This window comes from Variovorax paradoxus (genome assembly GCF_030815975.1).
Taxonomy (GTDB): domain Bacteria; phylum Pseudomonadota; class Gammaproteobacteria; order Burkholderiales; family Burkholderiaceae_C; genus Variovorax; species Variovorax paradoxus_N.
Genome location: NZ_JAUSXL010000002.1, coordinates 2672367 through 2694882, shown reverse-complemented (window position 1 = coordinate 2694882; position 22516 = coordinate 2672367). Strand labels below are relative to the sequence as shown.

Sequence of the window (22516 nt, the reverse complement as noted above, 5' to 3'; positions counted from 1 at the left end):
TCCTTAAGAACCGTTCGCCTGGTCTTGCTCCGCGCGAACGGCGTGAATGAAAAACTCGCGGTTGCCGTCGCCGCCGGCAATCGGGCTGTCGAACCACTGCAGCACGCGCAGTTCGAGCGCCTCGCAGGCATCGCGCAGGCGCTTCTCGACCACCGCGTACATCGACGGGTCGCGCACGATGCCGCCCTTGCCGACCTGCCCCGGCTGCAGCTCGAACTGCGGCTTGACGAGCATCAGCAGGTGGCCGTCGCCGGCCAGGAACGGCACCACGGCCGGCAGCACCAGCGTGAGCGAGATGAACGACAAGTCGCCGACGATCAGGTCGAAGCGCAGTTCGGAAGGCTCTTCGCCCTCTTCGTGCAGATCGTCCGGCGACAGCGCACGCGCATTGACGCCTTCGATGGCCACCACGCGCTCGTCCTCGCGCAACTTCGCATGCAGCTGCCCATGGCCGACATCGACGCCCACCACCTTTGCGGCACCGCCTTGCAGCAGGCAGTCGGTGAAGCCGCCGGTCGACTGGCCCACGTCGAAGCACAGCTTGCCGGCGGCATCGATGCCGCTGGCCGCCAGCGCGCCTTCGAGCTTGAGCCCGCCGCGCGAGACGTAGCGCGCCTCGGCCGCATCGTCGAGTTCGACCTCGGCGGCCTCGGGCACCTCGTCGCGGTTCTTCACGACCGCGCGCCACGCGTCCGCGGTACCCGCATCGCGCCAGCGCATGCCGCCGGCAATCAGCCGCACGGCCTGCGAACGCGACGCGGCGAGGCCGCGCTCCACCAGCAATTGATCAGCGCGCATCAGTACCGGTACGTGTCCGCCTTGTACGGACCCGCCTTGTCGACGCCGATGTAGGCGGCCTGCTCGTCCGTCAGTTCGGTGAGCATCGCGCCGACCTTCTTCAGGTGCAGGCGCGCAACCTTCTCGTCGAGGTGCTTGGGCAGCACGTAGACCTTGCCGGCCTGGTAGACATCGGGCTTGGTGAACAGCTCGATCTGGGCAATGGTCTGGTTCGCGAACGAGGACGACATCACGAAGCTCGGATGGCCCGTGCCGCAGCCCAGGTTCACGAGGCGGCCCTTGGCCAGCAGGATGATCTTCTTGCCGTCCGGGAAGGTGATGTGGTCGACCTGCGGCTTGATCTCTTCCCACTCGTACTTCTCGATCGACGCGACGTCGATCTCGTTGTCGAAGTGGCCGATGTTGCAGACGATGGCCTGGTCCTTCATCTTCGCCATGATGTCGTGCGTGATGACGTCCTTGTTGCCGGTGGTGGTCACGAAGATGTCGGCCTTGTCGGCGGCATATTCCATCGTGACGACCTTGTAGCCTTCCATCGCGGCCTGAAGCGCGTTGATGGGGTCGATCTCGGTGACCCACACCTGCGCGCTCAGTGCGCGCAGCGCCTGGGCCGAGCCCTTGCCCACGTCGCCGTAGCCGGCCACGCAGGCCACCTTGCCGGCGATCATGACGTCGGTTGCGCGCTTGATGCCGTCCACCAGCGATTCGCGGCAGCCGTACAGGTTGTCGAACTTGCTCTTGGTGACCGAATCATTCACGTTGATGGCGCGGAACAGCAGCGTGCCCTTGGCGCTCATCTCGTTCAGGCGGTGCACGCCGGTGGTCGTTTCCTCGGTCACGCCGATGATCTCGGCCGACTTGCGGGTGTACCAGGTCGGATCGACCGCCAGCTTGGCCTTGATGGCCGCGTAGAGAATGCGCTCTTCTTCGCTGGTGGGCTTGGCGAGCACGCCCAGGTCCTTCTCGGCGCGCTGGCCCAGGTGCATCAGCAGCGTGGCGTCGCCGCCGTCGTCCAGGATCATGTTCGGGCCTTCGCCCTGCGAACCCTTGGGGCCGAAGTCGAAGATGGCATGGGTGTAGTCCCAGTAGTCCTTCAGCGACTCGCCCTTGATCGCGAACACCGGCGTGCCGGCGGCGGCAATCGCGGCGGCGGCGTGGTCCTGCGTCGAGAAGATGTTGCACGAGGCCCAGCGCACGGTGGCGCCCAGTGCCTGCAGCGTTTCGATCAGCACCGCCGTCTGGATCGTCATGTGCAGCGAGCCCGTGATGCGCGCGCCCTTGAGCGGCTGCGCCTTCGAGAACTCCTCGCGGATGGCCATGAGGCCGGGCATTTCGGTTTCCGCAATGCGGATTTCCTTGCGGCCCCAGGCGGCCAGCGAAAGGTCGGCAATCGCCTGGTCGGCGGAAGAAACGGGGGTGGGCTTGAGAACAGCGCTCATGAGAACTCCAACAAAACTAGTTTGAAAGGTGCCACTGCGTTCGGGGGAAAAGACTCACCGCGAGAACAGCGGGTGAGCGTGGTTGCGATGTGTGGTCCGAGCCTCACGCCTGGCGGCGCTGCAACGCTCCTCGGAACGGCGGATTGTAAACGGGACGGCGAGGCGAGCCAATCGCCGGGGAATCCCACATGCCGGAAAGCGCGTTTCGCATCCGGGGCGTAAATTGACCTGCTCTCAACCACGGAAGTTCCTCCCATGCTCGTCAGAATCTCCCCGGTCTTGCTGGCCTCGGCCGTTCTTCTTGCCGCCGGCGCGCCGGTCCTGGCCTCCGCACAGGCAGCCCCCGACCCCGTGCGCATCCGCGGCACCATCGTGCGCATCGATGCCAGGACCCTCGTGGTCCAGGACCGCGGCGGCGAAGTCGTCAGCCTCGTTCGGCCGGCCGACATGGCCGTGTCGGAGGTCTATCCGATCAAGCTGTCCGACATCAGGCAGGGCAGCTTCATCGGCACCGCCGCCATGCCGCAGGCCGACGGCACGCAGAAGGCGCTCGAGGTGGTGGTGTTCCCCGAGGCCGCGCGCGGCACCGGCGAAGGCCACCGTCCGTGGGACCTGCTGCCGCAGAGCACCATGACCAATGCCACCGTGGCCGACCTGGCCGCGGCGCCGAAATCCGTGCGCGGCGGGCAGCAGCTGCGGCTGACCTACAAGGGCGGCGAGAAGACCGTCGTCGTGCCGCCCGACGTGCCGGTCGTGACCTTCCGCCCCGGCACCGATTCCCTGCTGGTGCCCGGCGCCAAGGTGCTGGTCAATGCGCAGGAAAAGGACGGCGTGCCCACGGCGCTGCGCGTCACCGCCGGGCGCAACGGCTTCGCGCCGCCGATGTAGCCCGAGCAAGGGAAATCCCGCAGGCAAATTTGTCGCCGCGGGAACCGCGGGCGTGCCGGTGCGGCGTATCGTGGCGAGGGACTTTTGCCGTCCGGCCGGTCCTTGCCACTCACCCGTTCTTCACCCGACACAGGAGATACCGCACCATGGCCACTGCCAAGAAAGCCGACGCGAAGAAGACCACTGCCAGCAGCAGCAGCACCAAGGCGGCTCCCGATGCCGCCGACATGCTCAACCCCATGAAGAACCTCAAGGCCATGACCGACCGCCTGCAGGAACTCAACCTGACCGGCGGCGCGAGCAAGCTGCTCGAGAGCGGGCAGAAGGACCTCCAGGCGCTGGTGCAGGCGAACGAAAAGTCCTACCAGGGCCTGCAGACCGTGGTGCAGCGTCAGACGGAAATGATCAAGAGCGCCATCGCCGAATGGCAGACGGCCGCCAAGGAAATGCCGGGCAAGGATGCCAAGGCAAACCTCGCCAAGCTCGACGAGCTCGGCCGCCAGTCGTTCCAGCGCGCCATCGACGACATCAAGGAACTGGCCAACCTGGCCGCCAAGTCGCAGGCCGATGCGTTCGAGCTGGTGCGCCAGCGCATCCAGGCCAATGTGGATGAAGTGACGAAGATGCTGCAGCGCAAGTAAGGCGTTTTCGGCGAGCCGGGCGGGCGACTCGGGGCCGCCTTCTAAAATCGGGCCATCCCCCTGCAGATTGCCCATCTTGTCTTTTCTCGCCGAAACCCGCCGCCGTCGCACCTTCGCGATCATTTCCCACCCTGACGCCGGCAAGACCACGCTGACCGAGAAGCTGCTGCTTTTCTCCGGCGCGATCCAGATCGCCGGTTCGGTGAAGGCGCGCAAGGCCTCGCGCCACGCCACGTCCGACTGGATGGAAATCGAAAAGCAGCGGGGCATCTCGGTGGCCTCGTCGGTCATGCAGATGCTGTACCGCGACCACGTGATCAACCTGCTCGACACGCCCGGCCACAAGGACTTTTCGGAAGACACCTACCGCGTGCTCACGGCCGTGGACTCCGCGCTGATGGTGATCGACGCGGCCAATGGCGTGGAAGCGCAGACGCGCCGGCTGATCGAGGTCTGCCGCCAGCGCGACACGCCCATCATCACCTTCGTCAACAAGATGGACCGCGAAGTGCGCGAGCCGCTCGACATCCTCGACGAGGTGGAGCGCGAGCTCGGCATGCCCTGCGTGCCGATGACCTGGCCCGTGGGCCAGGGCAAGAGCTTTCGCGGGATCATGAACCTGCGCACGCAGACGATGACGGTGTTCGAATCGGGCAGCGAGCGGCTGCCGCACGACTTCGAGACCATTGCGCTCACGGAACGCGAAACGCTCACCAAACGCTTCGGCGTCGACTTCGAATCGGCCATGGACAGCATGGAGCTGGCCACCGGCGCCTCGCCGACCTGGGACCGCGAAGCCTTCCTCGCCGGCAAGCAGACGCCGGTGTTCTTCGGCTCCGGCGTGAACAACTTCGGCGTGATGGAAGTGCTCGAGGCGCTGGTCGACCTCGCGCCCTCGCCGCAGTCGCGCATCAGCACCACCATGGTCAACCGCCAGCCGGTGGTGAAGGAGATCCAGCCCGAGGACAAGGACTTCGCGGGCGTGGTTTTCAAGGTGCAGGCCAACATGGACGCCAACCACCGCGACCGCATCGCCTTCGTGCGCATGGCCTCGGGCAAGTACACGCCGGGCATGAAGCTCAAGGTGCAGCGCACGTCGAAGGAACTGCGCCCCACCAGCGTCGTCACCTTCATGAGCCAGCGCCGCGAGGCGGTCGAAGAAGCCTACGCGGGCGACATCGTGGGCTTCACCACCCATGGCGGCGTGCAGCTGGGCGACACCATCACCGACGGCGCGAGCCTGCAGTTCACCGGGCTGCCCTTTTTCGCGCCCGAGCTGTTCATGACGGTGATCCTCAAGAACCCGCTGCGCACCAAGCAGTTGCAGCAGGGCCTGGCCCAGCTCGGTGAAGAAGGCGCGATCCAGGTATTCCGCCCCGAAGTCGGTGGGCCGATGCTGCTGGGTGCTGTGGGGCAGTTGCAGTTCGAGGTGGTGCAGCACCGCCTGAAGGCCGAGTACGACGCCGACGTGCGGCTCGAAGGCTGCCAGTACACCGGCGCGCGCTGGATCACGGCCGATTCGCCGGCCGAGCTGCGCGAATTCGTCAACGCCTACCCGGTGCGCATGGCGAAGGACGCGGCCGACACGCTGGCCTTCCTGTGCACCTCGCCGTACGACGTGCGGCTGGCGCAGGAGCGCTTTCCGAAGATCCACTTCCATCCGCTGCGGGAGCACGCGGGGCTGGCGCTGCAGAGCGCGGGCTGACGCGGGCTCAGCTCCCGGTCGAAGCGTAGCGGCGCAGCCCGAGGCGCCATGCGCCGAACGCCGCCGCGAGGAACGCGAAGCCCGCGAGCGGCGACACCATGCCCAGCCAAGCCGGCGCGCCCAGCGGGTCGGGCTTGCCGAGGATCGCGAGCGCGGGGTAATACGCCACGCAGGCCAGCGGCACGATGAAGGTCAGCACGCGGCGGAACCACTGCGCATAGAGCGCCAGCGGATACTGCGCCGCCTGCACGCCGCCGTAGGTGAGCACGTTGGCGATCTCCAGGCTTTCGACGGTCCAGAACGACAGCGTACCCTGCAGCACCAGGATGCCGAGGAAGAGCGCGATGCCGCCGGCCAGCGCGAACAGGGCGAGCACCACGGCGCCCGGTGTCCACGCGATGTGGGCCTGAACGGTCGCAAACGCCAGCACGCTCACACCCTGCAGCAGCCGGCCCAGGCGGCTGATGCGCACGTCGTGGCCCATGAGTTGCAACGCGAGCGGGCGCGGGCGCAGCAGCAGCCGGTCGAAGGTGCCGGTGCGCAGGAATTCGGTGCCGAGCACGTCGAAGCCGCGCCCCAGCGCGTCGGCAATCGCGAACATGCAGTTGACCAGGCCGTAGAACAACGCCACTTCGCCGATGGCCCAGCCCTGTACCTCGCCGAAACGGTGGAACAGCGCCCAGACGGCGACCAACTCGATGCCTGTGCCCAGGAACTGGCCCAGGGTCAGCAGCAGGGCCGACGCGGGGTACCTCGCCTGGCCGCCGATCGAGGCGGCCATGAGGCGGAAGAAAAGGGCGAGCGATCCCACGTCAGTGGCTCCCGCCGATGGTGTTTTCCACGCCGTTGTCCGGGGCGCGTGCACGACAGCGCTCCGTGAAGGAGCAGCAAGTCACCTCAGCCACCCTGCACCTGCAGACTGCGCATCGTGCGCCCCATGGCCAGGTGGCCGGATGCGGCCAGCAAGCCGATCCAGAAGCACTGCAGCCCCAGCCCGACCAGCGCATGCCAGCCGCTCAGCTGCCCGAAGTACAGCCGCGCCGGAATGTCGAACAGCCCCGCCAGCGGTTGCACCAGCAGCGCGGTCTGCCAGCCGTCGGGCAGCAGCGCCAGCGGCAGCAGGTTGCCCGAGAACACGATCACCACGGGGGTGACCACCGCGCTGATGCCGCGCTCGTTGAGTGCCGCCGTGGCCGCCACGTTGAGCAGCATCACCATCGCGGTCGACAGCAGCAGCGCGAGCCCCGCGGACAGCAGGAACGCCATGCCGGCCGCCGCGCTCGCGGGCAGTTGCCAGGCCCACTCGCCCAGTCCCGCCAGCGGCAGCGCAACCGCCGCGAAGGCCGCCATCAGCGCCGCGCGCGGCAACAGCCGCGCCGCGATCCAGCCGGCGCTGCGCGCGAACCACAGCACATACGCATCCACCGGTCGCAGACGGTCGTAGGCGACCGCGCCGGTGCGCACGGCCTGCGCCACCTCGGGGTCAGCGAGCCAGGGCAGCAGCACCAGCAGGCCTTGCGCGAGCCAGGTGTAGGTGATGGCCTGGGCGAGCGACATCGGCGAAGCCGCGCCCGCGACGGCGCTGCCGCCGTAGAACGCCGCGAACACCATCACCTTGATGCCGCCCCACCAGCACTGCGTGGCAAAGCCGGCGAGCGCCGCGGTGCGGTACTGCAGCATCTGCATGAAGCGCGACGCGAAGGCCGCGGCATAGGGGCGCAGCAGGTCGCGCGCGCTCACGCTTCGGCCGCTCCGTGCATGGCATAGAAGCGCGCGATCACCGCCTCGATGGCCATGCCCTCGAGGCGGATGTCTTCCACCGCGTGCTCAGCGGCGATGCGCGCGATCAGCGCGGGCGCCGAGGTGACCGCGGGATCGAAATCGAGCACCAGCGTCTGGCCGTCCCGCGCGTGCACCGTGGCGCCTTGCACCTGTTCGGGCAGCGCCGCTTCCTGCGCGAAGTCGACCACCAGCCGGCGCTCGGCCATCACCTGCGCGCGCAGCGCCTCGACCGGGCTGTCGGCCAGCACGCGGCCATGGCCGATGACGATCACGCGCTGGGCCAGCGCCTCGATGTCGTGCATGTCGTGCGTGGTCAGCAGCACGGTGGTGCCGCGCTCGCGGTTGGCGCGGCGCACGAAGTCGCGCACCGCGAGCTTCGAGGGCGCATCGAGGCCGATGGTCGGCTCGTCGAGGAACAGGATGTCGGGCTCGTGCAGCAGCGCCGCCGCGATCTCGGCGCGCATGCGCTGGCCCAGCGAGAGCTGCCGCACCGGCTGGCCCAGCACGCGCTCCAGGTGCAGCAGCGCGACCAGTTCGTCGCGCGTCCTGCGATAGCGCTGCGGATCGACGCGGTAGATGTCGCGCAGCAGGTCGAAGCCGTCGCCCACCGGCAGGTCCCACCACAACTGCGTGCGCTGGCCGAAGACCACGCCGATGCGCGCCACATGCCGCTCGCGGTCCGCGAAGGGATCACGCCCGTCGATCTCCACGCGCCCGCCGTCGGCGCGCAGGATGCCCGCGAGGATCTTGATGGTGGTCGACTTGCCCGCGCCGTTCGGGCCGATGAAGCCCAGCAGCTCGCCGCGCTCGAGCGAGAACGATACGCCCGACAGCGCCTGCACCGTGCGATGGCGGCGCTGCACGAGCCCGCGCAGCGCGCCCATCACGCCCGGGTCGCGCTCGGAGATGCGGTAGCTCTTGAGGAGGTGGTCGACGAGGATGTGGGACATGGAAAGCGCCGCGCCGGCGTGGAACGCGCGGCGGGGGCGGGATGCTACACGAAACCGCCGGTACGATCACGGGCTCTCCAGAAATTGCCCACCCGCCATGCCGTCGTCGAATTCCCTTCCGCCCTCGCCCACCCACCTGCTGCCGCTGGACCGCTGGGCCGCGCCCGCGCGCAGTGCGCTCGCCGGCGTGTTCACGGACATCGACGACACGCTCACCACCGAGGGCGCGATCACGCCCGATGCGCTGCAGGCGCTTGGCAGCCTCAAGGCCGCGGGCCTCGCCATCGTGGCGATCACGGGCCGGCCCGTGGGCTGGAGCCTGCCCTTCGTCCACACCTGGCCGGTCGATGCCATCGTGGCGGAGAACGGCGCGGTGGCGCTGCTGCCTGCGGCCGATGGAAAGATCGAGAAGCGCTACATGCAGGATGCGCCCACGCGCACCGCCAACTTCGAGCGCATGCAGTCCGTGCTGGCGCGCATCGAACGCGAGATCCCGGGTGCGCAGCGCGCCACCGACTCGCCGGGCCGCGAGACCGACATCGCCATCGACCACAGCGAGTTCGTGCAGCTGAGCGAAGAGACCATTGCACACGTCGTGGCGCTGATGCGCAGCGAAGGCATGCATGCCACGGTGAGCAGCATCCACATCAACGGCTGGTATGGCGACAACGACAAGCTCGAGGGCGCACGCTGGATCGTGCGCGAGCTCTGGGGCCGCGCGCTCGACGACGAGCTCCATCGCTGGGCCTACGTGGGCGACTCCACCAACGACCAGCTCATGTTCCGCACCTTCGCGAGCAGCATCGGCGTGGCGAACGTCGCGCGCTTCGTGCCGCAGCTGGAGCACCTGCCACGCTATGTGACCGAGGGCGAGCGCGGCGCGGGCTTTGCGGAGGCGGCGCGCGCGATTCTCTCGGCGCGCGCTACCCGCTGACCGGCCGGCTGCGCGCGCAGCGGCGCAGCACCGCCCATTGGCGCCAGGTGCCGAAGGCCGCAATCAGCAGGAGCACTGCCGCATAGCCCTCCGCCGTATTCAGCAAACCGAGCGGCGCCACCAGAAAGCCGGCCAGCATCGCGGGCAGGCTGAACGCGAGATAGCTCACCACGAAGATCGCGGCGAACAGTTCGCCGCGCTCGTGCGAATCGGCCTGCGGTGCGAGCGTCTGCACCAGCGCCGAGAACGAGCCGCCGAAGCCCACGCCCGCGATCGCGGTGCCGGCAAAGAACAGCGCAAGCGATCGGGTGGCCAGCGAGGCGAGCAGCAACGCGAGGCCGGCCGCGATGCTGGCCGTGCCGAAGATGACCGACCGCGGCGCGCCAAGGCGGCCGAGCAGGCTGGGCGCGATCGCGCCGAAGCCCGAGAGCACCGCCACCGTGAGGCCGTTGACCACACCGTTGTCGATGCCGAACACATGGTGCATCAGCGAGGGTGCGAGCGACAGATACAGGCCGCCCAGCGCCCACACCACGATGAACACCGGCAGGCCGCGCACAAAGTCGGCCCGCGCCCGCACGGGAATGGACACACGCGGCAGCAGCGAGGCCAGTGCACCGGCACGCGGCGTGACGGTTTCGGGCATCCACAGCACCGCGGCCGCACCCAGCGCGAACACCGCGGCGAGCACGCCGAACACCAGTGTCACCGGCGCCGCGGTGAACTTCACCGCCATGCCCGTCAGCAGCGCGCCCACCGCGAGCCCCGCGAGCGGCGACACGCTCGTGATCAATGCGCCCAGCTGCTTGCGCGCAGCCGGCGCGGCCTCGACCACCGCCGCGCTCAGCGCGCCGCTAGCGACGCCCGTGGCCACGCCCTGCACCACGCGCGCGGCGATCAGCCCGCCGATGCCATGCGCCAGCAGGAACAGTCCCATCGCCACCGCCTGCAGCACCAGCGCCGCCAGCACCACGGGCCGGCGCCCGATGTGGTCCGACAGCGATCCCGCCACCAGCAGGGAGATCAGCAACGCGATCGCATAGATCGCGAAAGCCACGGTGAGCATCGACGACGAGAAGCCCCAGGCGTGCTGGAACACCACGAACAGCGGCGACGGCGCGGCAGCCGCGAAGAAGAACGCAAACAGCACCGCGGCCAGCAGCGCAAATCCGACGGCCGCAGGCAGGCGCCGCGGCTCGGAACGCGCGGCGGCGGCTGCAGCGGCAAGCTCAGGACAGGAGGACGGCATGGGCGAATCCTTAACGCAACTTTTTTAGCTTTTGCGATTCTAGACTTACATCCCCCCTAAAGCAAATATCTTTGCGTTAAAGTCCTTCCATGAACGATGTCGTCCTTCCGAACAGGCGCCCCGGCGGCCGCAGCGCCCAGGTGCAGGCGCTGGTGCGCACGGCGCTCGAAGAACTGGTGGCCGAACAGGGGCGCGAACGCGTGACCGTCCCGGCCGTGGCCGAGCGCGCAGGCGTCAGCGCCTCCAGCATCTACCGCCGATGGGGCGACCTGTCCGGGCTGCTGGCCGAAACGGCGACGCACCGGCTGGACCCGAATCGGCCTCTGCCCGACACGGGCTCGCTGCGGCAGGACCTGACGGCGTGGGCGCAGGAACTCATCACGCACCTTGCGCGCCCCTGCAACATCCCGCTGTTGAAAGCCGCGGCCGCCCTGGCCAACGGCAGCGCCGACACCGACTGCCTGCGCAACCGCCGCAAGGAGGCCCTGAAGCTTGTCGAGCGGGCGCACGCCCGAGGCGAGCACGCGCCCGAGGCGCAGCAGGTGATCGATCACCTGATTGCGCCGATCGTGTTTCGGCTGGTGTTCGGCGGCGACCCCGTGAAGCCGGAGCTGGCGGGGCGGCTGGTGGACGAGCTGTTCGTGCTCAGTTCGTCTTGACTTCCTTCGCGAGCCCCAGCTTCTCGATCACCGCCTTCTCGCGCACCACCGTGTCCTGCGCAAACCTGGTGTACGTCGCCGAGCTCATGTAGTTCGGCAGCATGTCGTAGCGGCCGAGCGAGGCCACGTAGCTCGGCTCTTCCATCGCCTGCTTGAACGCGTCGTGCAGCTTCTTCACCACCTCGGGCGGCGTGCCCTTGGGGGCGCCGATGCCGAAGGGCGAGTTCTGCACGATGTCGTAGCCCAGTTCCTTCAGCGTCGGTGCGTCGGGGAACTTGGCGAGGCGCTTCTCGCCCCAGGTGTTCAGCACGCGCAGCTTGCCGGCCTCCACTTGCGGCGCAAAGCCGGTGCTGTCGGCGGCCGCCATCAGCTGGCCGCTGACCACGGCGAGCATCAGGTCGGCGCTGCCCTTGTAGGGCACGTGCTGCAGCTCGATGCCGGCCTTCTGCGCCACCAGTTCGGTCGTGAGGTGCGGACTCGTCAGGTTGCCGGTGGAACCGTAGGTGAGCTTGCCGGGATTGGCCTTGGCATACGCGACGAAGTCGGCCCAGGTCTTGAACGGGCTGCTGGCGGGCACCACGATGCCGAAGGCGTAGCCCGTGACGTTGAGCACGTAGCTGATGTCCTTGAGCGGATCCCAGTTGATCTTGGTGGTGTAGCCGAGGCGGAAGACGCCGAGCGGAATCTGCGCGACGGTGTAGCCGTCGGGCTGCGCGGTCTGCAGCGCCTGGGCAGGCAAGGTGCCGCCGGCGCCGGGCTTGTTGTCGATGATGACGGGCTGGCCGAGGATCTTGCTCGCGTTGTCGGCCAGCTGGCGCATCGTGATGTCGGTGGGCCCGCCCGCGGGGAACGCGATGATCAGCTTGATCGGCTTGGCGGGAAAGGCCTGCGCCAGAGCGGCCAGGGGAGAAAGGAGCCCGCAGGCAGCGGCAAAAGTGACGGCGCGGAGAAGGGATCGGCGGGACATGGCGGGTTCCTGAAACGGGAAAAAGGCAAAGGGCGCATTGGGCCCCGCCCTTCGCGCGGCGGCAATCGGTGCTCACCCGACTGCTGTCGCATGCGGCTCAGCCCGCGGCCTGGTCGAACCCCTGCAGCACGTTGACGGCGTTGACGCCCACCTCCGCCACCGCATAGCCGCCCTCGAACACGAACACCGTGGGCAGGCCGGCGCGCGCCAGGTCTTCGCCCATGCGCAGGTAGTCGCCGCTCTTAAGCCGGAAGCCCGCGACCGGGTCGCCTTCGAAGGTGTCGACGCCGAGCGACACGACCAGCGCGCCCGCGCGCACCGCGGCAATGCCGTCGAGCGCCGCCTTCAGTGCCGCGCGCCAGGTGGCGAAGTCGATGCCGCGCGCAAGCGGCAGGTTGTGGTTGAAGCCGAGCCCGTCGCCCGCGCCGCGCTCGTCGGCATGGCCCAGGTAGTACGGATAGTCGGTCAGCGGATCGCCATGCAGGCTCGCGAAATGCACGTCGCTGCGCTCGTAGAAGATGGCCTGCGTGCCGTTGCCGTGGTGGTAGTCCACGTCGAGCACCGCCACCCGCTCCACGCCCGCATCGCGCAGCGCCTGCGCGGCCACCGCGGCGTTGTTGACGAAGCAGTAGCCGCCGAAGAAATCGGCGCCCGCATGGTGGCCGGGCGGCCGTGTGAGCGCAAAGGCGGCGCGCTGGCCGCCGATGACGCGCTGCGCCGCGGTCCAGGCGCAGGCGGCGCCGTGGCGCGCGGCGGCCCAGCTGCCGGCCGTGAGCGGCGTGCCCGCGTCGAACGAGAACAGTCCCATGCGCGCGGGAAAGCTCTTCGGCAACACATCGGTGCGCATGCCGCGCGTGGGCCAGTACGAAGGCAGGGCATCGCGCGACACGTTGGACGGATCGAGCGCCACCCACTCATCCCAGGCATGGGCAATGAAGTCGAGGTAGCGCGGCGCATGCACCCGGGCCAGCAGCGCCTCGTCGAAGGCATCGGGCGCCTGCAGCGGGCCCAGGCCCCGGCGCTCCAGCTCATGCCTCACATGGTCGACGCGGGCGGGCACCTCGAAGCACGGCACCAGTTCGCCGCGAAACATCTCGACTTTGCCCTGGTGCAGTGCGTGCCGGTCGTTGTAGATGGTGAGCATGCCGCCATCATGCCGCACGCCGCAGCACCGCCCGGCGCCGGCCGGAGGCGGTGAGCCCGAACAGATCCTTCGGGTCGTCGAGTTCGGGCACCAGCGCGATCTGCTGGCCGATGCCGCGCTCGGTGGCAATGCGCTGGATGTAGCGCAGCGCCGTGTAGTCCTCCAGCGCGAAGCCGACCGAGTCGAACACCGTGACCTGCTCCGGGCTCTCGCGTCCGGGCACATTGCCGAGCAGCACCTCCCAGAGCTCGTGCACCGGAAAGTCGGCCGGCAGCTGCTGGATCTCGCCCTCGATGCGGGTCTGGGGTTCGTATTCGACGAACACGCGCGCCAGGCGCAGCACGTCGGGGTGCAGCTCGGTCTTGCCGGGCGAATCGCCGCCGACCGCGTTGATGTGCATGCCCGGCTCGATCATCCCGGGCGCGAGCACGACCGCATGGCCCTGGTGGGCCGTGACCGTGGTGACGATGTCGGCGCCGCGCACGGCCTCGGCGACGGACGGCGCGCGCACCACGGCGAGCGGCGTGCAGGCCGACAGGTGGCGCACCAGCTTGTCGGTGGCATGCGGATCGATGTCGAACACGCGCACCTCCTCGATCCCCAGCAGCGCATGGAAGGCCAGCGCCTGGAACTCGCTCTGCGAGCCGTTGCCGATCAGCGCCATGCTGCGCGAACCGGGCCGCGCCAGCGCCTGCGCGGCCATGGCCGAGGTGGCGGCGGTGCGCAGCGCGGTGGTGAGCGTGAGCTCGGACAGCAGCACGGGGTAGCCCGTGTCGACCTCGGCCAGCACGCCGAAGGCCATGACCGTGGGCAGCCCGACCGCTGTGTTGTGCGGATGGCCGTTGACGTACTTGAAGGCGTAGGCGCCGTCGTCGGCCACCGGCATCAGCTCGATCACGCCGAGGTGCGAGTGGCTGGCGACGCGCGCCTTCTTGTCGAACTCGCGCCAGCGCAGGAAGTCGTCGCGCAGCGCGTCAGCCAAGGCCGTGAGGAATTGGGGAATGCCGGTCTCGTCCACCAGGCGGACCAGGCTGTGAACATCGATGAAGCGGGTCATGGCATGGCTCCTTGCGTAGCCCCGGCACGGCGCTTCATCCCATCACATGCTCACTCCACCATGGCTGATCCAGGATGCGCCTGCGCCAGGGGTTGGAGCCATTGTGCGCCTGCCTGCGGGCCATTGCGAGCCCCGAGCCCCGTCACGTCAGCCGTGCCTGCTCTTCGATGCTGCGCTCCAGGAAGCGCCAGAGCCGCTCGTCTTCGCTGAAGGCCACGTTGAACCGCAGCCAGCCGGTGGGATGCGGGTTGACCAGGAACAGCTGGCCCGGGCCGAGCATGATGCCCTCCGCCGCGGCGCGCCGGGAGAGCTCGGCGCTGTCGGCAATGTCCGGATGCCGGGCCCACAGGTACATGCCGGCCGCGGCTTCGTGGAACAACTCGAAGCCGAGTCCATCGAGCCGCCGCGCGACACTGCCTTGTGCCTGGGCGAGGCGGTCGCGCAGCGACTTGAGATGCTTGCGCCAGCGGCCGTCGGTCACGGTGCCGAAGGCCAGCCGTTCGGTGATGTCGGACGAGGTCAGGCCCGAGACCATCTTGAGCTGCGCCAGGTCTTCGAGCAGCTCCTGCTGGGCCACGACATAGCCGACGCGGATGTTCGGCGAGATGGTTTTCGAGTAGCTGCTCACGTAGACCACGCGGCGCAGCTGCCCCAGGCTGGCGAGTGAGGGGCGCATCGATGCGTCCATCTCGGCATAGATGTCGTTTTCCACCAGCGTGAAGTCGTGCGTCTGGGCCAGCTGAAGCAGTTGCACCAGTTGCGGCAGCGAGGCCATCGAGCAGGTCGGACTCTGCAGCCGGGGCTGGGTGAAGAAGGCCTTGGGCCGGTGCACTGCGAGCAGCGCCTCGAGCGCCGGCATGTCGTAGCCCGTGGGGATGCGCGGCACGCCGATGATCTCGACCCCCAGGAAGCGCAGCATGAACATCAGGTTCGGATAGCCCGGGTCGTCCACCAGCACCGAATCGCCCGGCTTGAGCAGCCGCCGCGCCACCAGGTCCAGCGCCTGGCTGGAGCCCTGGGTCAAGAGGACCTGGGCGGCCTCGACCACGATCTGCTGTTCCGACAGCGCTTCGGCCGTGGCCATGCGCAGCGCCATGTGGCCGAAGGGCAGGCCGTAGCCGCCGATGTCGGTGCCTTCGGAGGCCAGGTGGCGCAGGCTCCGGCGCATGCCGTCCTCGAACAGCCAGTCGTGCGGCAGCCAGCCGCAGCCGGGCTTGAGCGGAAGGTTGCGGTTCTCGAAGATCTGCTGCAGGTACCAGCGGGCGTCGAAGCGCGGGTCTGCGCGGGGCGCGCTGGCGGTGCCGGCTGCGCTTTCTTCGCTGCGCCGCTTGACGAAGAAACCCGCGTTGGCGCGCGAAACCAGCAGGCCCTGGGCCACCAGCCGGTCGTAGGCTTCGACCACCGTGAAAACACTGACGCCGTGGGCCGCGGCAAAGGCGCGGATCGACGGCAGCTTGCTGTCGGCCTTGAGCTTCTGGGAGCCGATCAGTCCACGCAGCCCTTCCACGATCTGGCTTACCAGCGGCGTCGGCTGTTCGGGGCGAAGAATGAGCATCGGGGGCGTCTCCGGCGGTCCGGCCTGCACCATATTGAGGAAAGTATGTACAGGATACAAGACCAGTACAGTCTCCCGGGCGATCACTTCCGGTGTACATGGCCGGATCGATTCGTGCGACCTAGAGTGCCGGCATTCCTTCTTCAAAGCACAGGCCGCACCCATGCAACGCGAACCCCACCTCAGCAATGCCGCCCTCATGGCCCGCCGCAGCGCGGCCGTCGCCCGCGGTGTCGGGCAGGCCCATGAACTCTTCGTCAGCCGCGCCGCCAATGCCGAGCTGTGGGACGTCGAGGGGCGCCGCTACATCGACTTTGCCGGCGGCATCGCGGTGCTCAATACCGGCCACTGCCACCCGGAGATCAGCGCCGCCGTGAAGGCGCAGGTCGATCTCTATTCGCACACCTGCTTCCAGGTGGTGGCCTACGAGCCCTATGTGGAGCTGGCCGAGCGCCTGAACGCGCTGGCGCCGGGCGAATTCGCGAAGAAGTCGATCTTCCTGAGCACCGGCGCCGAAGCGGTCGAGAACGCGGTGAAGATTGCCCGCGCCTACACCCGGCGCCCGGGCGTCATCGCCTTCAACGGCGGCTATCACGGCCGCACGATGATGACGCTCGGCCTGACCGGCAAGGTAGCGCCTTACAAGACCGGCTTCGGCCCGTTCCCGGGCGAGGTGTTCCATGCGCTGTACCCGAATGCGCTGCACGGCGTGAGCGTGGACGATGCCCTGCATTCGGTCGAGCTGCTGTTCAAGAACGACATCGAGCCCGAGCGCGTGGCGGCCTTCATCCTGGAGCCGGTGCAGGGCGAGGGCGGCTTCTACGTGGCGCCCAACGACTTCGTCGAAGGCCTGCGCGCGCTGGCGGACCGCCACGGCATCCTGATCATCGCGGACGAGGTGCAGACCGGCGCGGGCCGCACCGGCACCTGGTTTGCCAGCGAGCAGTGGCCCGTGGCACCCGACCTGATCACCACCGCCAAGTCGATGGCCGGCGGCTTTCCGATCTCCGGCGTGGTGGGCCGCGCCGAGGTGATGGACGCGCCCGCGCCCGGCGGCCTGGGCGGCACCTATGCCGGCAGCCCCATCGGCTGTGCCGCGGCGCTCGCGGTGCTTAAGGTGTTCCACGACGAGCAGTTGCTGGCGCGCAGCCGGGCGCTGGGCGAACGGCTCACGGCCGGCCTGCGCCGCATCGCGGCCGAGGTGCCGGCCATCGGCGACGTGCGCGGGCTCGGCGCCATGGTGGCCATCGAGCTGTTCGAAGAGGGCGACACCGCACGACCTGACGCCACGCTGACCCGCCAGGTGGTGGCGGAGGCGGCGCGGCGCGGGTTAATCCTGCTGTCATGCGGCACTTACGGCAATGTAATTCGCGTGCTGGTGCCGCTGACGGCATCCGACTTGCTTGTGGACGAAGGCCTGGCGCTTCTCGCGGACAGCTTCGCCGCGCTGCGCTGATCGACCGATCCTTTCCTGAAATCCTCCATGACAGCAGAACCCTTGGTGCGCTTCCAGCGCGTCCAGAAGACCTACGACGGCGAACACCTGGTGGTGCGCCAGCTCGACCTGGACATTCACCGCGGCGAGTTCCTGAGCCTGCTCGGGCCGTCGGGCTCGGGCAAGACCACCACGCTGATGATGCTGGCGGGCTTCGAGTCGCCGACCTCGGGCGAGATCCTGCTCGACGGCAAGCCGATCACCGGCACGCCGCCGCACAAGCGCAACTTCGGCATGGTGTTCCAGAACTATGCGCTGTTCCCGCACCTGAGCGTGGGCCAGAACGTGGCCTATCCGCTCACCGTGCGCAAGGTGCCGAAGGAAGAGCAGCAGCGCCGCGTGCAGCGCGCGCTCGACATGGTGCAGCTGCGCGGCATGACCGACCGCCTGCCCGGCCAGCTCTCGGGCGGCCAGCAGCAGCGCGTGGCGCTGGCGCGCGCGCTGGTGTTCGAACCCCAGCTGGTGCTGATGGACGAACCGCTCGGTGCGCTCGACAAGCAGCTGCGCGAGCACATGCAGCTCGAACTCAAGGACCTGCACCGCCAGCTCGGCGTGACCTTCGTCTACGTGACGCACGACCAGGGCGAGGCGCTCACCATGAGCGACCGCGTGGCGGTGTTCAACGAAGGCGTGATCCAGCAGCTGGACACGGTCGACCGGCTGTACGAAACACCGTCCAACCGCTTCGTGGCCGGCTTCGTCGGCGACAACACCGTGCTCAAGGGCCAGCTGGGCCGCGGCGGCGAACACGCCGAGATGACGCTGCCCGACGGCCGCGTGCTGCACGGGCTCAACGTCGGCGGCGCAGCCGCGGGCACGGCCGTCGAGGCCTGCATCCGCCCCGAGCGCGTGGTGCTGCACCGCAGCCCGGCCGCACAGGGCGCCAACATGCTCGCCGCCGAAGTCGCGCGCGTCATCTACTTCGGCGACCACCTGCGGCTGCTGTGCAGCGTGGGCGGGGGCCAGGCCGAGGCCAGCGTGAAGCTGCCGCTGAACGGCGCGGGCGGTGCTGCCGCGCCGCAGGCCGGCGAAGCGGTGGTGCTCGAATTTCCGACGGCGCATGCGCGCATCTATGCCTCCTGAATCCGGTCCGTTGTTCCCTCGTTTCCTTTCATCACCCAGGAAGATTTCCACCATGAAAAAGACTCTCCTCGCCTGCACCGTCGCAGCCAGCTTCGCGCTGCCGGCCTTCGCCCAGCAGCAGCTCACCGTGGTCAACTTCGGCGGTGCCAACGCCAACGCCCAGAAGAAGGCCTACTACGAGCCCTACGAGAAGACCGGCACCAAGATCATCCCGGTCGAATACAACGGCGAGCAGGCCAAGATCAAGGCCATGGTCGAGACCAAGAAAGTCACCTGGGACGTGGTCGAAGTCGAATCTCCCGACGCGGCTCGCGGCTGCGACGAAGGCCTGTTCGAGAAGCTCGACTATTCCAAGATCGGCAGCAAGGCCGACTTCCTGCCGGCCGCCGTCACCGACTGCGGCGTCGGCCTGTTCGTGTGGTCGACCGTGATGGCCTACAACGGCGAGAAGCTCAAGACCGCACCCACCAGCTGGGCCGATTTCTGGGACGTGAAGAAGATCCCCGGCAAGCGCGGCATGCGCAAGGGCGCGCGCTACAACCTCGAGTTCGCGCTCATGGCCGACGGCGTGAAGCCGGCCGATGTCTACAAGGTGCTCGCCACCAAGGACGGCGCCGATCGCGCATTCAAGAAGCTCACCGAACTCAAGCCCAACATTCAGTGGTGGGAAGCCGGCGCGCAGCCGCCGCAGTTCCTGGTGGCCGGCGACGTGGTGCTGACCACCGTGTACAACGGCCGCATCGACGCGGCCAACCGCGAAGGCCGCGACCTCAAGATCTACTGGCCGGGCGGCATCTACGACCTCGACTACCTGGTGATTCCGAAGGGCGCGCCGAACAAGGAGGCCTCGCTCAAGTACATCCAGTTCGCGATGCAGCCGGCCAACCAGGCGGTCTATGCGCAGAACATCGCCTACGGTCCCACCAACACCAAGGCGCTGGCTTCGCTCAGCCCCAAGGTGCTGTCCGACCTGCCGACCTCGGCCACCAACGCCAAGGATGCGCTGCAGTTCAACGTCGGCTTCTGGGCCGACCAGGGCGAGGCGCTCGAGAAGCGCTTCGCATCCTGGGCGACGCAGTAAGCAGGCGGGCAAGAGGCCATGCACGCGGCAACGTTTGCTCCCCTGGGTTCCACCGAGGCGCCGCCTGGCGAGCTGCGGCGTGCGCTGGCGCGTGCCGACGCCCGCCGCAAGTGGCGCGCCTTCGCGCTCACGGTGCCGCTCCTGGTGTTCCTGCTGCTGACGCTGCTGGTGCCCATCGTGGCGCTGCTGCAGCGCGCGGTCGAGAACCCCGAGGTGGCCAACGCGCTGCCGCGCACCGTGCGCGCGCTCGACGGCTGGAACCGCAAGGAAGCGCCCGCGCCCGCGGCCTATGCCGCCATCGCGGCCGATCTCGGCCAGTTGCCCGACAGCTCCGACGCGGGCGCCCTGGCGCGCCGCCTCAACACCGAGATCGCGGGCGCCCGCTCGCTGGTGATGAGCACCTTCCGCGCGCTGCCGATCGCCGGCACGCCGGAAGAGGTCAAGGCGCGCATGCTCGAACTCGATCCGCGCTGGGGCGAACTGCCGTACTGGCAGGCCATTGCCAAGAACGGTTCGCGCTGGACCCCCGACTACCTGCTCGCCTCGGTCGACCTGCGGCGCGACGTGGCCGGCGAGGTGGAGCGCATGCCCGCCGACCAGCGCGCCTTTGCCGGCATCCTGCTGCGCACCTTCAACATCAGCGCCGTGGTCACCTTCTTCTGCCTGCTGCTGGCCTATCCGCTGGCCTGGTGGCTGTCGACGCTGCCGGCGCGCAAGGCCAACGTGCTGATGATCCTGGTGCTGGTGCCGTTCTGGACTTCCATCCTGGTGCGCGTGGCGGCCTGGATCGTGCTGCTGCAGTCCGAGGGCCTGGTCAACCGCGGCCTCATGGGCATCGGCCTGATCGACCATCCGCTGGCGCTGCTGTTCAACCGCACCGGCGTGATCATCGCGATGGTGCACATCCTGCTGCCCTTCATGATCCTGCCGCTCTACAGCGTCATGAAGAGCGTGCCGCCCACCTACCTGCGCGCGGCCGTCTCGCTCGGCAGCTCGCCGCTGGCGGCCTTCTTTCGCGTTTACGTGCCACAGACCTATCCGGGCATCGGCGCCGGCGCGCTGCTGGTCTTCATCCTGGCGATCGGCTACTACGTGACGCCGGCGCTGCTCGGCGGCGCGGACGACCAGATGCTGAGCTACTACATCGCGCGCTATACCAACGTGGAAATCAACTGGGGCATGGCCTGCGCGCTGGGCACCGTGCTGCTGGTCGCCACGCTGCTGCTGTATGCCGTGTACCGCCGCATCGGCAAGGCCGAGCTGAGCCTCGGCTGAGCGGCACGAAAGACAAGATGAAGCTTCCTCAATTCCCGGCCTACGCCACCTTCGCCGACAAGCTCGGCTGGTGGGCGGTGCGCGCCGGCTGCGTCGCGGTGCTGGCCTTCCTGCTGGCGCCGATCCTGGTGGTGATTCCGCTGTCGTTCTCCGACAGCTCGTTCCTGGCCTACCCGATCCGGGGCTGGTCGCTGCAGTGGTATCGCAACCTGTTCGAATCACCCGAGTGGGCACGCGCGGCGCGCAACAGCTTCATCGTGGCGCCGGCCGCCACGGTGCTGGCCACCGTGCTGGGCACATTGGCGGCAGTTGGGCTGTCGCGCACGAGCTTCGCGTTCAAGGGCCTGCTCATGAGCGTGCTGATCTCGCCGATGGTGGTGCCGATCGTGGTGGTGGGCGTCGCCACCTACCTCTACTTCGCACCCATCGGCCTGGCCGACACCTACCTTGGGCTGATCGTGGTGCATGCGGCGCTGGGCGCGCCCTTCGTGCTGACCACCGTGCTTGCCACGCTGGCCGGCTTCAACCAGAACCTGGTGCGCGCCTCGCTGAGCCTGGGCGAAACGCCGTTCAGGACCTTCATGCGCGTCACGCTGCCGGTGATTGCGCCGGGCGTGATCTCGGGCGCGCTGTTCGCCTTCGCCACCTCGTTCGACGAGGTGGTGGTCACGCTCTTCCTCGCGGGGCCGGACCAGGTCACGCTGCCGCGCCAGATGTTCACCGGCATCCGCGAGAACATCTCGCCCACCATCGCCGCCGTGGCGACGCTGCTGATCGTCTTCACCACCACGCTGCTGCTCGCGCTCGAATGGCTGCGCGGCCGGCGGCGCTGAAGTTCCGCCCGATGTCCGCCACCATTCCGAACCAGCCGCTCGGCGGCAACACCATGCCGCGCTTCGCCGGCCCCGGCACGATGATGCGGCTGCCAGCCGCAACGTCCGCGCAGGGGCTGGACGCGGCCTTCATCGGCGTGCCGCTGGACATCGGCACCTCCAACCGGCCCGGCGCGCGCTTCGGGCCGCGCCAGATCCGCGCCGAATCGGCACTGCTGCGGCCCTACAACATGGCCACCGGCGCGGCGCCCTTCGACCGGCTGAACGTGGCCGACCTGGGCGACGTGCCGATCAACACCTACTCGCTCGACAAGTCGCTCGCCATCGTCTCGGACTTCTACGACGCGGTGCTGGCCGCCGGCTGCGCGCCGCTGACGCTCGGCGGCGACCACACCATCGCGCTGCCGATCCTGCGCGCGGTGGCACGCAAGCACGGCCCGGTCGCGCTGGTGCACGTCGACGCGCATGCGGACGTCAACGACGACATGTTCGGCGAGCGCATCGCCCACGGCACGCCGTTCCGGCGGGCGGTCGAGGAAGGCCTCCTGGCCTGCGACAAGGTCTGGCAGATCGGCCTGCGCGGCACCGGCTATGCGGCGGACGATTTCGACTGGCCGCGCGAACAGGGCTTCACCGTGGTGCAGGCGCACGAGGTCTGGTACCAGTCGCTGGCGCCGCTGATGGCGCAGGTGCGCGAGCGCATCGGGCCGACGCATCCGGTTTACATCAGCTTCGACATCGACGGCATCGACCCGTCGTTCGCCGGCGGCACCGGCACGCCCGAGATCGGCGGGCTCACCGTGCCGCAGGCGCTGGAGATCGTGCGCGGCTGCCGCGGCCTGAACGTGGTGGGCGCCGACCTGGTGGAGGTCAGCCCGCCCTACGACACGAGCGGAAACACTGCGCTGCTCGGGGCCAATCTGCTTTACGAAATGCTCTGCGTACTCCCCGGTGTACCTTTTCGCTGACAGCGGCTGCTCA

21 protein-coding genes and 1 riboswitch are annotated in these 22516 nt (G+C 68.6%); of the genes, 11 read left to right on the top strand and 10 right to left on the bottom strand.

What is annotated here, in order from left to right; genetic code table 11:
* Positions 1 to 3 precede the first annotated feature (3 nt).
* Positions 4 to 798 carry a TlyA family RNA methyltransferase gene (locus QFZ47_RS16300; RefSeq protein ID WP_307656610.1) on the bottom strand — a complete coding sequence of 265 codons (795 nt, stop codon included), beginning with the start codon at positions 796 to 798 and terminating at the stop codon, positions 4 to 6.
* The gene (gene ahcY, locus QFZ47_RS16295) at positions 798 to 2237 is read right to left on the bottom strand and encodes an adenosylhomocysteinase (RefSeq protein ID WP_307656609.1); all 1440 of its coding nucleotides are present in this window, start codon (positions 2235 to 2237) and stop codon (positions 798 to 800) included. Before ahcY ends, QFZ47_RS16300 begins: the two co-directional genes overlap by 1 nt.
* Positions 2238 to 2304: 67 nt before the next feature.
* A riboswitch (S-adenosyl-L-homocysteine riboswitch) is annotated at positions 2305 to 2375 on the bottom strand.
* Between the two features lie 117 nt (positions 2376 to 2492).
* Between ahcY and QFZ47_RS16290 the strand changes: the two genes are divergently transcribed.
* From QFZ47_RS16290 to QFZ47_RS16280, 3 genes are all read left to right on the top strand, one after another.
* Complete coding sequence (locus QFZ47_RS16290) at positions 2493 to 3125, top strand: hypothetical protein (protein ID WP_307656608.1); 633 nt, start codon at positions 2493 to 2495, stop codon at positions 3123 to 3125.
* A gap of 146 nt (positions 3126 to 3271) precedes the next feature.
* Complete coding sequence (gene phaP / locus QFZ47_RS16285; RefSeq protein ID WP_307656607.1) at positions 3272 to 3766, top strand: TIGR01841 family phasin; 495 nt, start codon at positions 3272 to 3274, stop codon at positions 3764 to 3766.
* A 76-nt stretch (positions 3767 to 3842) separates the two neighbouring features.
* On the top strand, positions 3843 to 5471 hold the full coding sequence (locus QFZ47_RS16280) for a peptide chain release factor 3 (protein ID WP_307656606.1): 1629 nt from the start codon (positions 3843 to 3845) through the stop codon (positions 5469 to 5471).
* 7 nt (positions 5472 to 5478) lie between these two features.
* Here the strand turns inward: QFZ47_RS16280 and QFZ47_RS16275 are convergent, their stop codons facing one another.
* The 3 genes from QFZ47_RS16275 to QFZ47_RS16265 all read right to left on the bottom strand — a co-directional run bounded on the left by QFZ47_RS16275 (position 5479) and on the right by QFZ47_RS16265 (position 8203).
* Entirely contained in the window at positions 5479 to 6282 is an 804-nt protein-coding gene (locus tag QFZ47_RS16275; protein WP_307656605.1) for an ABC transporter permease, read from the bottom strand.
* Between the two features lie 86 nt (positions 6283 to 6368).
* Positions 6369 to 7157 carry an ABC transporter permease gene (locus tag QFZ47_RS16270; RefSeq protein ID WP_370880639.1) on the bottom strand — a complete coding sequence of 263 codons (789 nt, stop codon included), beginning with the start codon at positions 7155 to 7157 and terminating at the stop codon, positions 6369 to 6371.
* 50 nt (positions 7158 to 7207) lie between these two features.
* Positions 7208 to 8203, bottom strand: coding sequence for an ABC transporter ATP-binding protein (locus QFZ47_RS16265; RefSeq protein ID WP_307656603.1), 996 nt, complete (start codon positions 8201 to 8203; stop codon positions 7208 to 7210).
* Positions 8204 to 8300: 97 nt separating this feature from the next.
* Between QFZ47_RS16265 and QFZ47_RS16260 the strand changes: the two genes are divergently transcribed.
* Positions 8301 to 9137, top strand: a complete 837-nt coding sequence (locus QFZ47_RS16260) for an HAD-IIB family hydrolase (RefSeq protein ID WP_307656602.1) — start codon at positions 8301 to 8303, stop codon at positions 9135 to 9137.
* On the opposite strand, the gene QFZ47_RS16255 is transcribed toward QFZ47_RS16260, so the two are convergent.
* Complete coding sequence (locus tag QFZ47_RS16255; RefSeq protein WP_307656601.1) at positions 9127 to 10386, bottom strand: MFS transporter; 1260 nt, start codon at positions 10384 to 10386, stop codon at positions 9127 to 9129. The genes QFZ47_RS16260 and QFZ47_RS16255 overlap by 11 nt on opposite strands.
* Before the next feature lie 89 nt (positions 10387 to 10475).
* Here QFZ47_RS16255 and QFZ47_RS16250 point away from each other — a divergent pair, with 89 nt between their 5' ends.
* Positions 10476 to 11045: a TetR/AcrR family transcriptional regulator gene (locus tag QFZ47_RS16250; protein ID WP_307656600.1), complete on the top strand. Its 570-nt coding sequence runs from the start codon at positions 10476 to 10478 to the stop codon at positions 11043 to 11045.
* On the opposite strand, the gene QFZ47_RS16245 is transcribed toward QFZ47_RS16250, so the two are convergent.
* The 4 genes from QFZ47_RS16245 to QFZ47_RS16230 form a co-directional block, all read right to left on the bottom strand.
* Entirely contained in the window at positions 11032 to 12012 is a 981-nt protein-coding gene (locus tag QFZ47_RS16245) for a Bug family tripartite tricarboxylate transporter substrate binding protein (RefSeq protein ID WP_307656599.1), read from the bottom strand. The genes QFZ47_RS16250 and QFZ47_RS16245 overlap by 14 nt on opposite strands.
* 97 nt (positions 12013 to 12109) lie before the next feature.
* On the bottom strand, positions 12110 to 13156 hold the full coding sequence (locus QFZ47_RS16240; RefSeq protein WP_307656598.1) for a histone deacetylase family protein: 1047 nt from the start codon (positions 13154 to 13156) through the stop codon (positions 12110 to 12112).
* 7 nt (positions 13157 to 13163) lie between these two features.
* Positions 13164 to 14213 (bottom strand): ornithine cyclodeaminase, encoded by a 1050-nt coding sequence (gene ocd / locus QFZ47_RS16235; RefSeq protein ID WP_307656597.1) that lies wholly within the window; start codon positions 14211 to 14213, stop codon positions 13164 to 13166.
* 142 nt (positions 14214 to 14355) lie between these two features.
* On the bottom strand, positions 14356 to 15768 hold the full coding sequence (locus tag QFZ47_RS16230) for an aminotransferase-like domain-containing protein (protein WP_307656596.1): 1413 nt from the start codon (positions 15766 to 15768) through the stop codon (positions 14356 to 14358).
* Positions 15769 to 15931: 163 nt separating this feature from the next.
* Here QFZ47_RS16230 and gabT point away from each other — a divergent pair, with 163 nt between their 5' ends.
* Genes gabT through speB form a run of 6 tightly spaced genes read left to right on the top strand, consistent with a single transcriptional unit; the run spans position 15932 to position 22503 of the window.
* Positions 15932 to 17224: a 4-aminobutyrate--2-oxoglutarate transaminase gene (gene gabT, locus QFZ47_RS16225; RefSeq protein WP_307656595.1), complete on the top strand. Its 1293-nt coding sequence runs from the start codon at positions 15932 to 15934 to the stop codon at positions 17222 to 17224.
* 27 nt (positions 17225 to 17251) lie between these two features.
* Positions 17252 to 18346 (top strand): ABC transporter ATP-binding protein, encoded by a 1095-nt coding sequence (locus QFZ47_RS16220; RefSeq protein WP_307656594.1) that lies wholly within the window; start codon positions 17252 to 17254, stop codon positions 18344 to 18346.
* Positions 18347 to 18398: 52 nt separating this feature from the next.
* On the top strand, positions 18399 to 19427 hold the full coding sequence (locus tag QFZ47_RS16215) for an ABC transporter substrate-binding protein (protein WP_307656593.1): 1029 nt from the start codon (positions 18399 to 18401) through the stop codon (positions 19425 to 19427).
* 18 nt (positions 19428 to 19445) lie between these two features.
* Positions 19446 to 20702 carry an ABC transporter permease gene (locus QFZ47_RS16210; RefSeq protein ID WP_307656592.1) on the top strand — a complete coding sequence of 419 codons (1257 nt, stop codon included), beginning with the start codon at positions 19446 to 19448 and terminating at the stop codon, positions 20700 to 20702.
* Positions 20703 to 20719: 17 nt separating this feature from the next.
* Positions 20720 to 21535 carry an ABC transporter permease gene (locus tag QFZ47_RS16205; protein ID WP_307656591.1) on the top strand — a complete coding sequence of 272 codons (816 nt, stop codon included), beginning with the start codon at positions 20720 to 20722 and terminating at the stop codon, positions 21533 to 21535.
* Positions 21536 to 21546: 11 nt separating this feature from the next.
* Positions 21547 to 22503 carry an agmatinase gene (gene speB / locus QFZ47_RS16200; protein WP_307656590.1) on the top strand — a complete coding sequence of 319 codons (957 nt, stop codon included), beginning with the start codon at positions 21547 to 21549 and terminating at the stop codon, positions 22501 to 22503.
* The last annotated feature ends 13 nt before the right edge of the window (positions 22504 to 22516 follow it).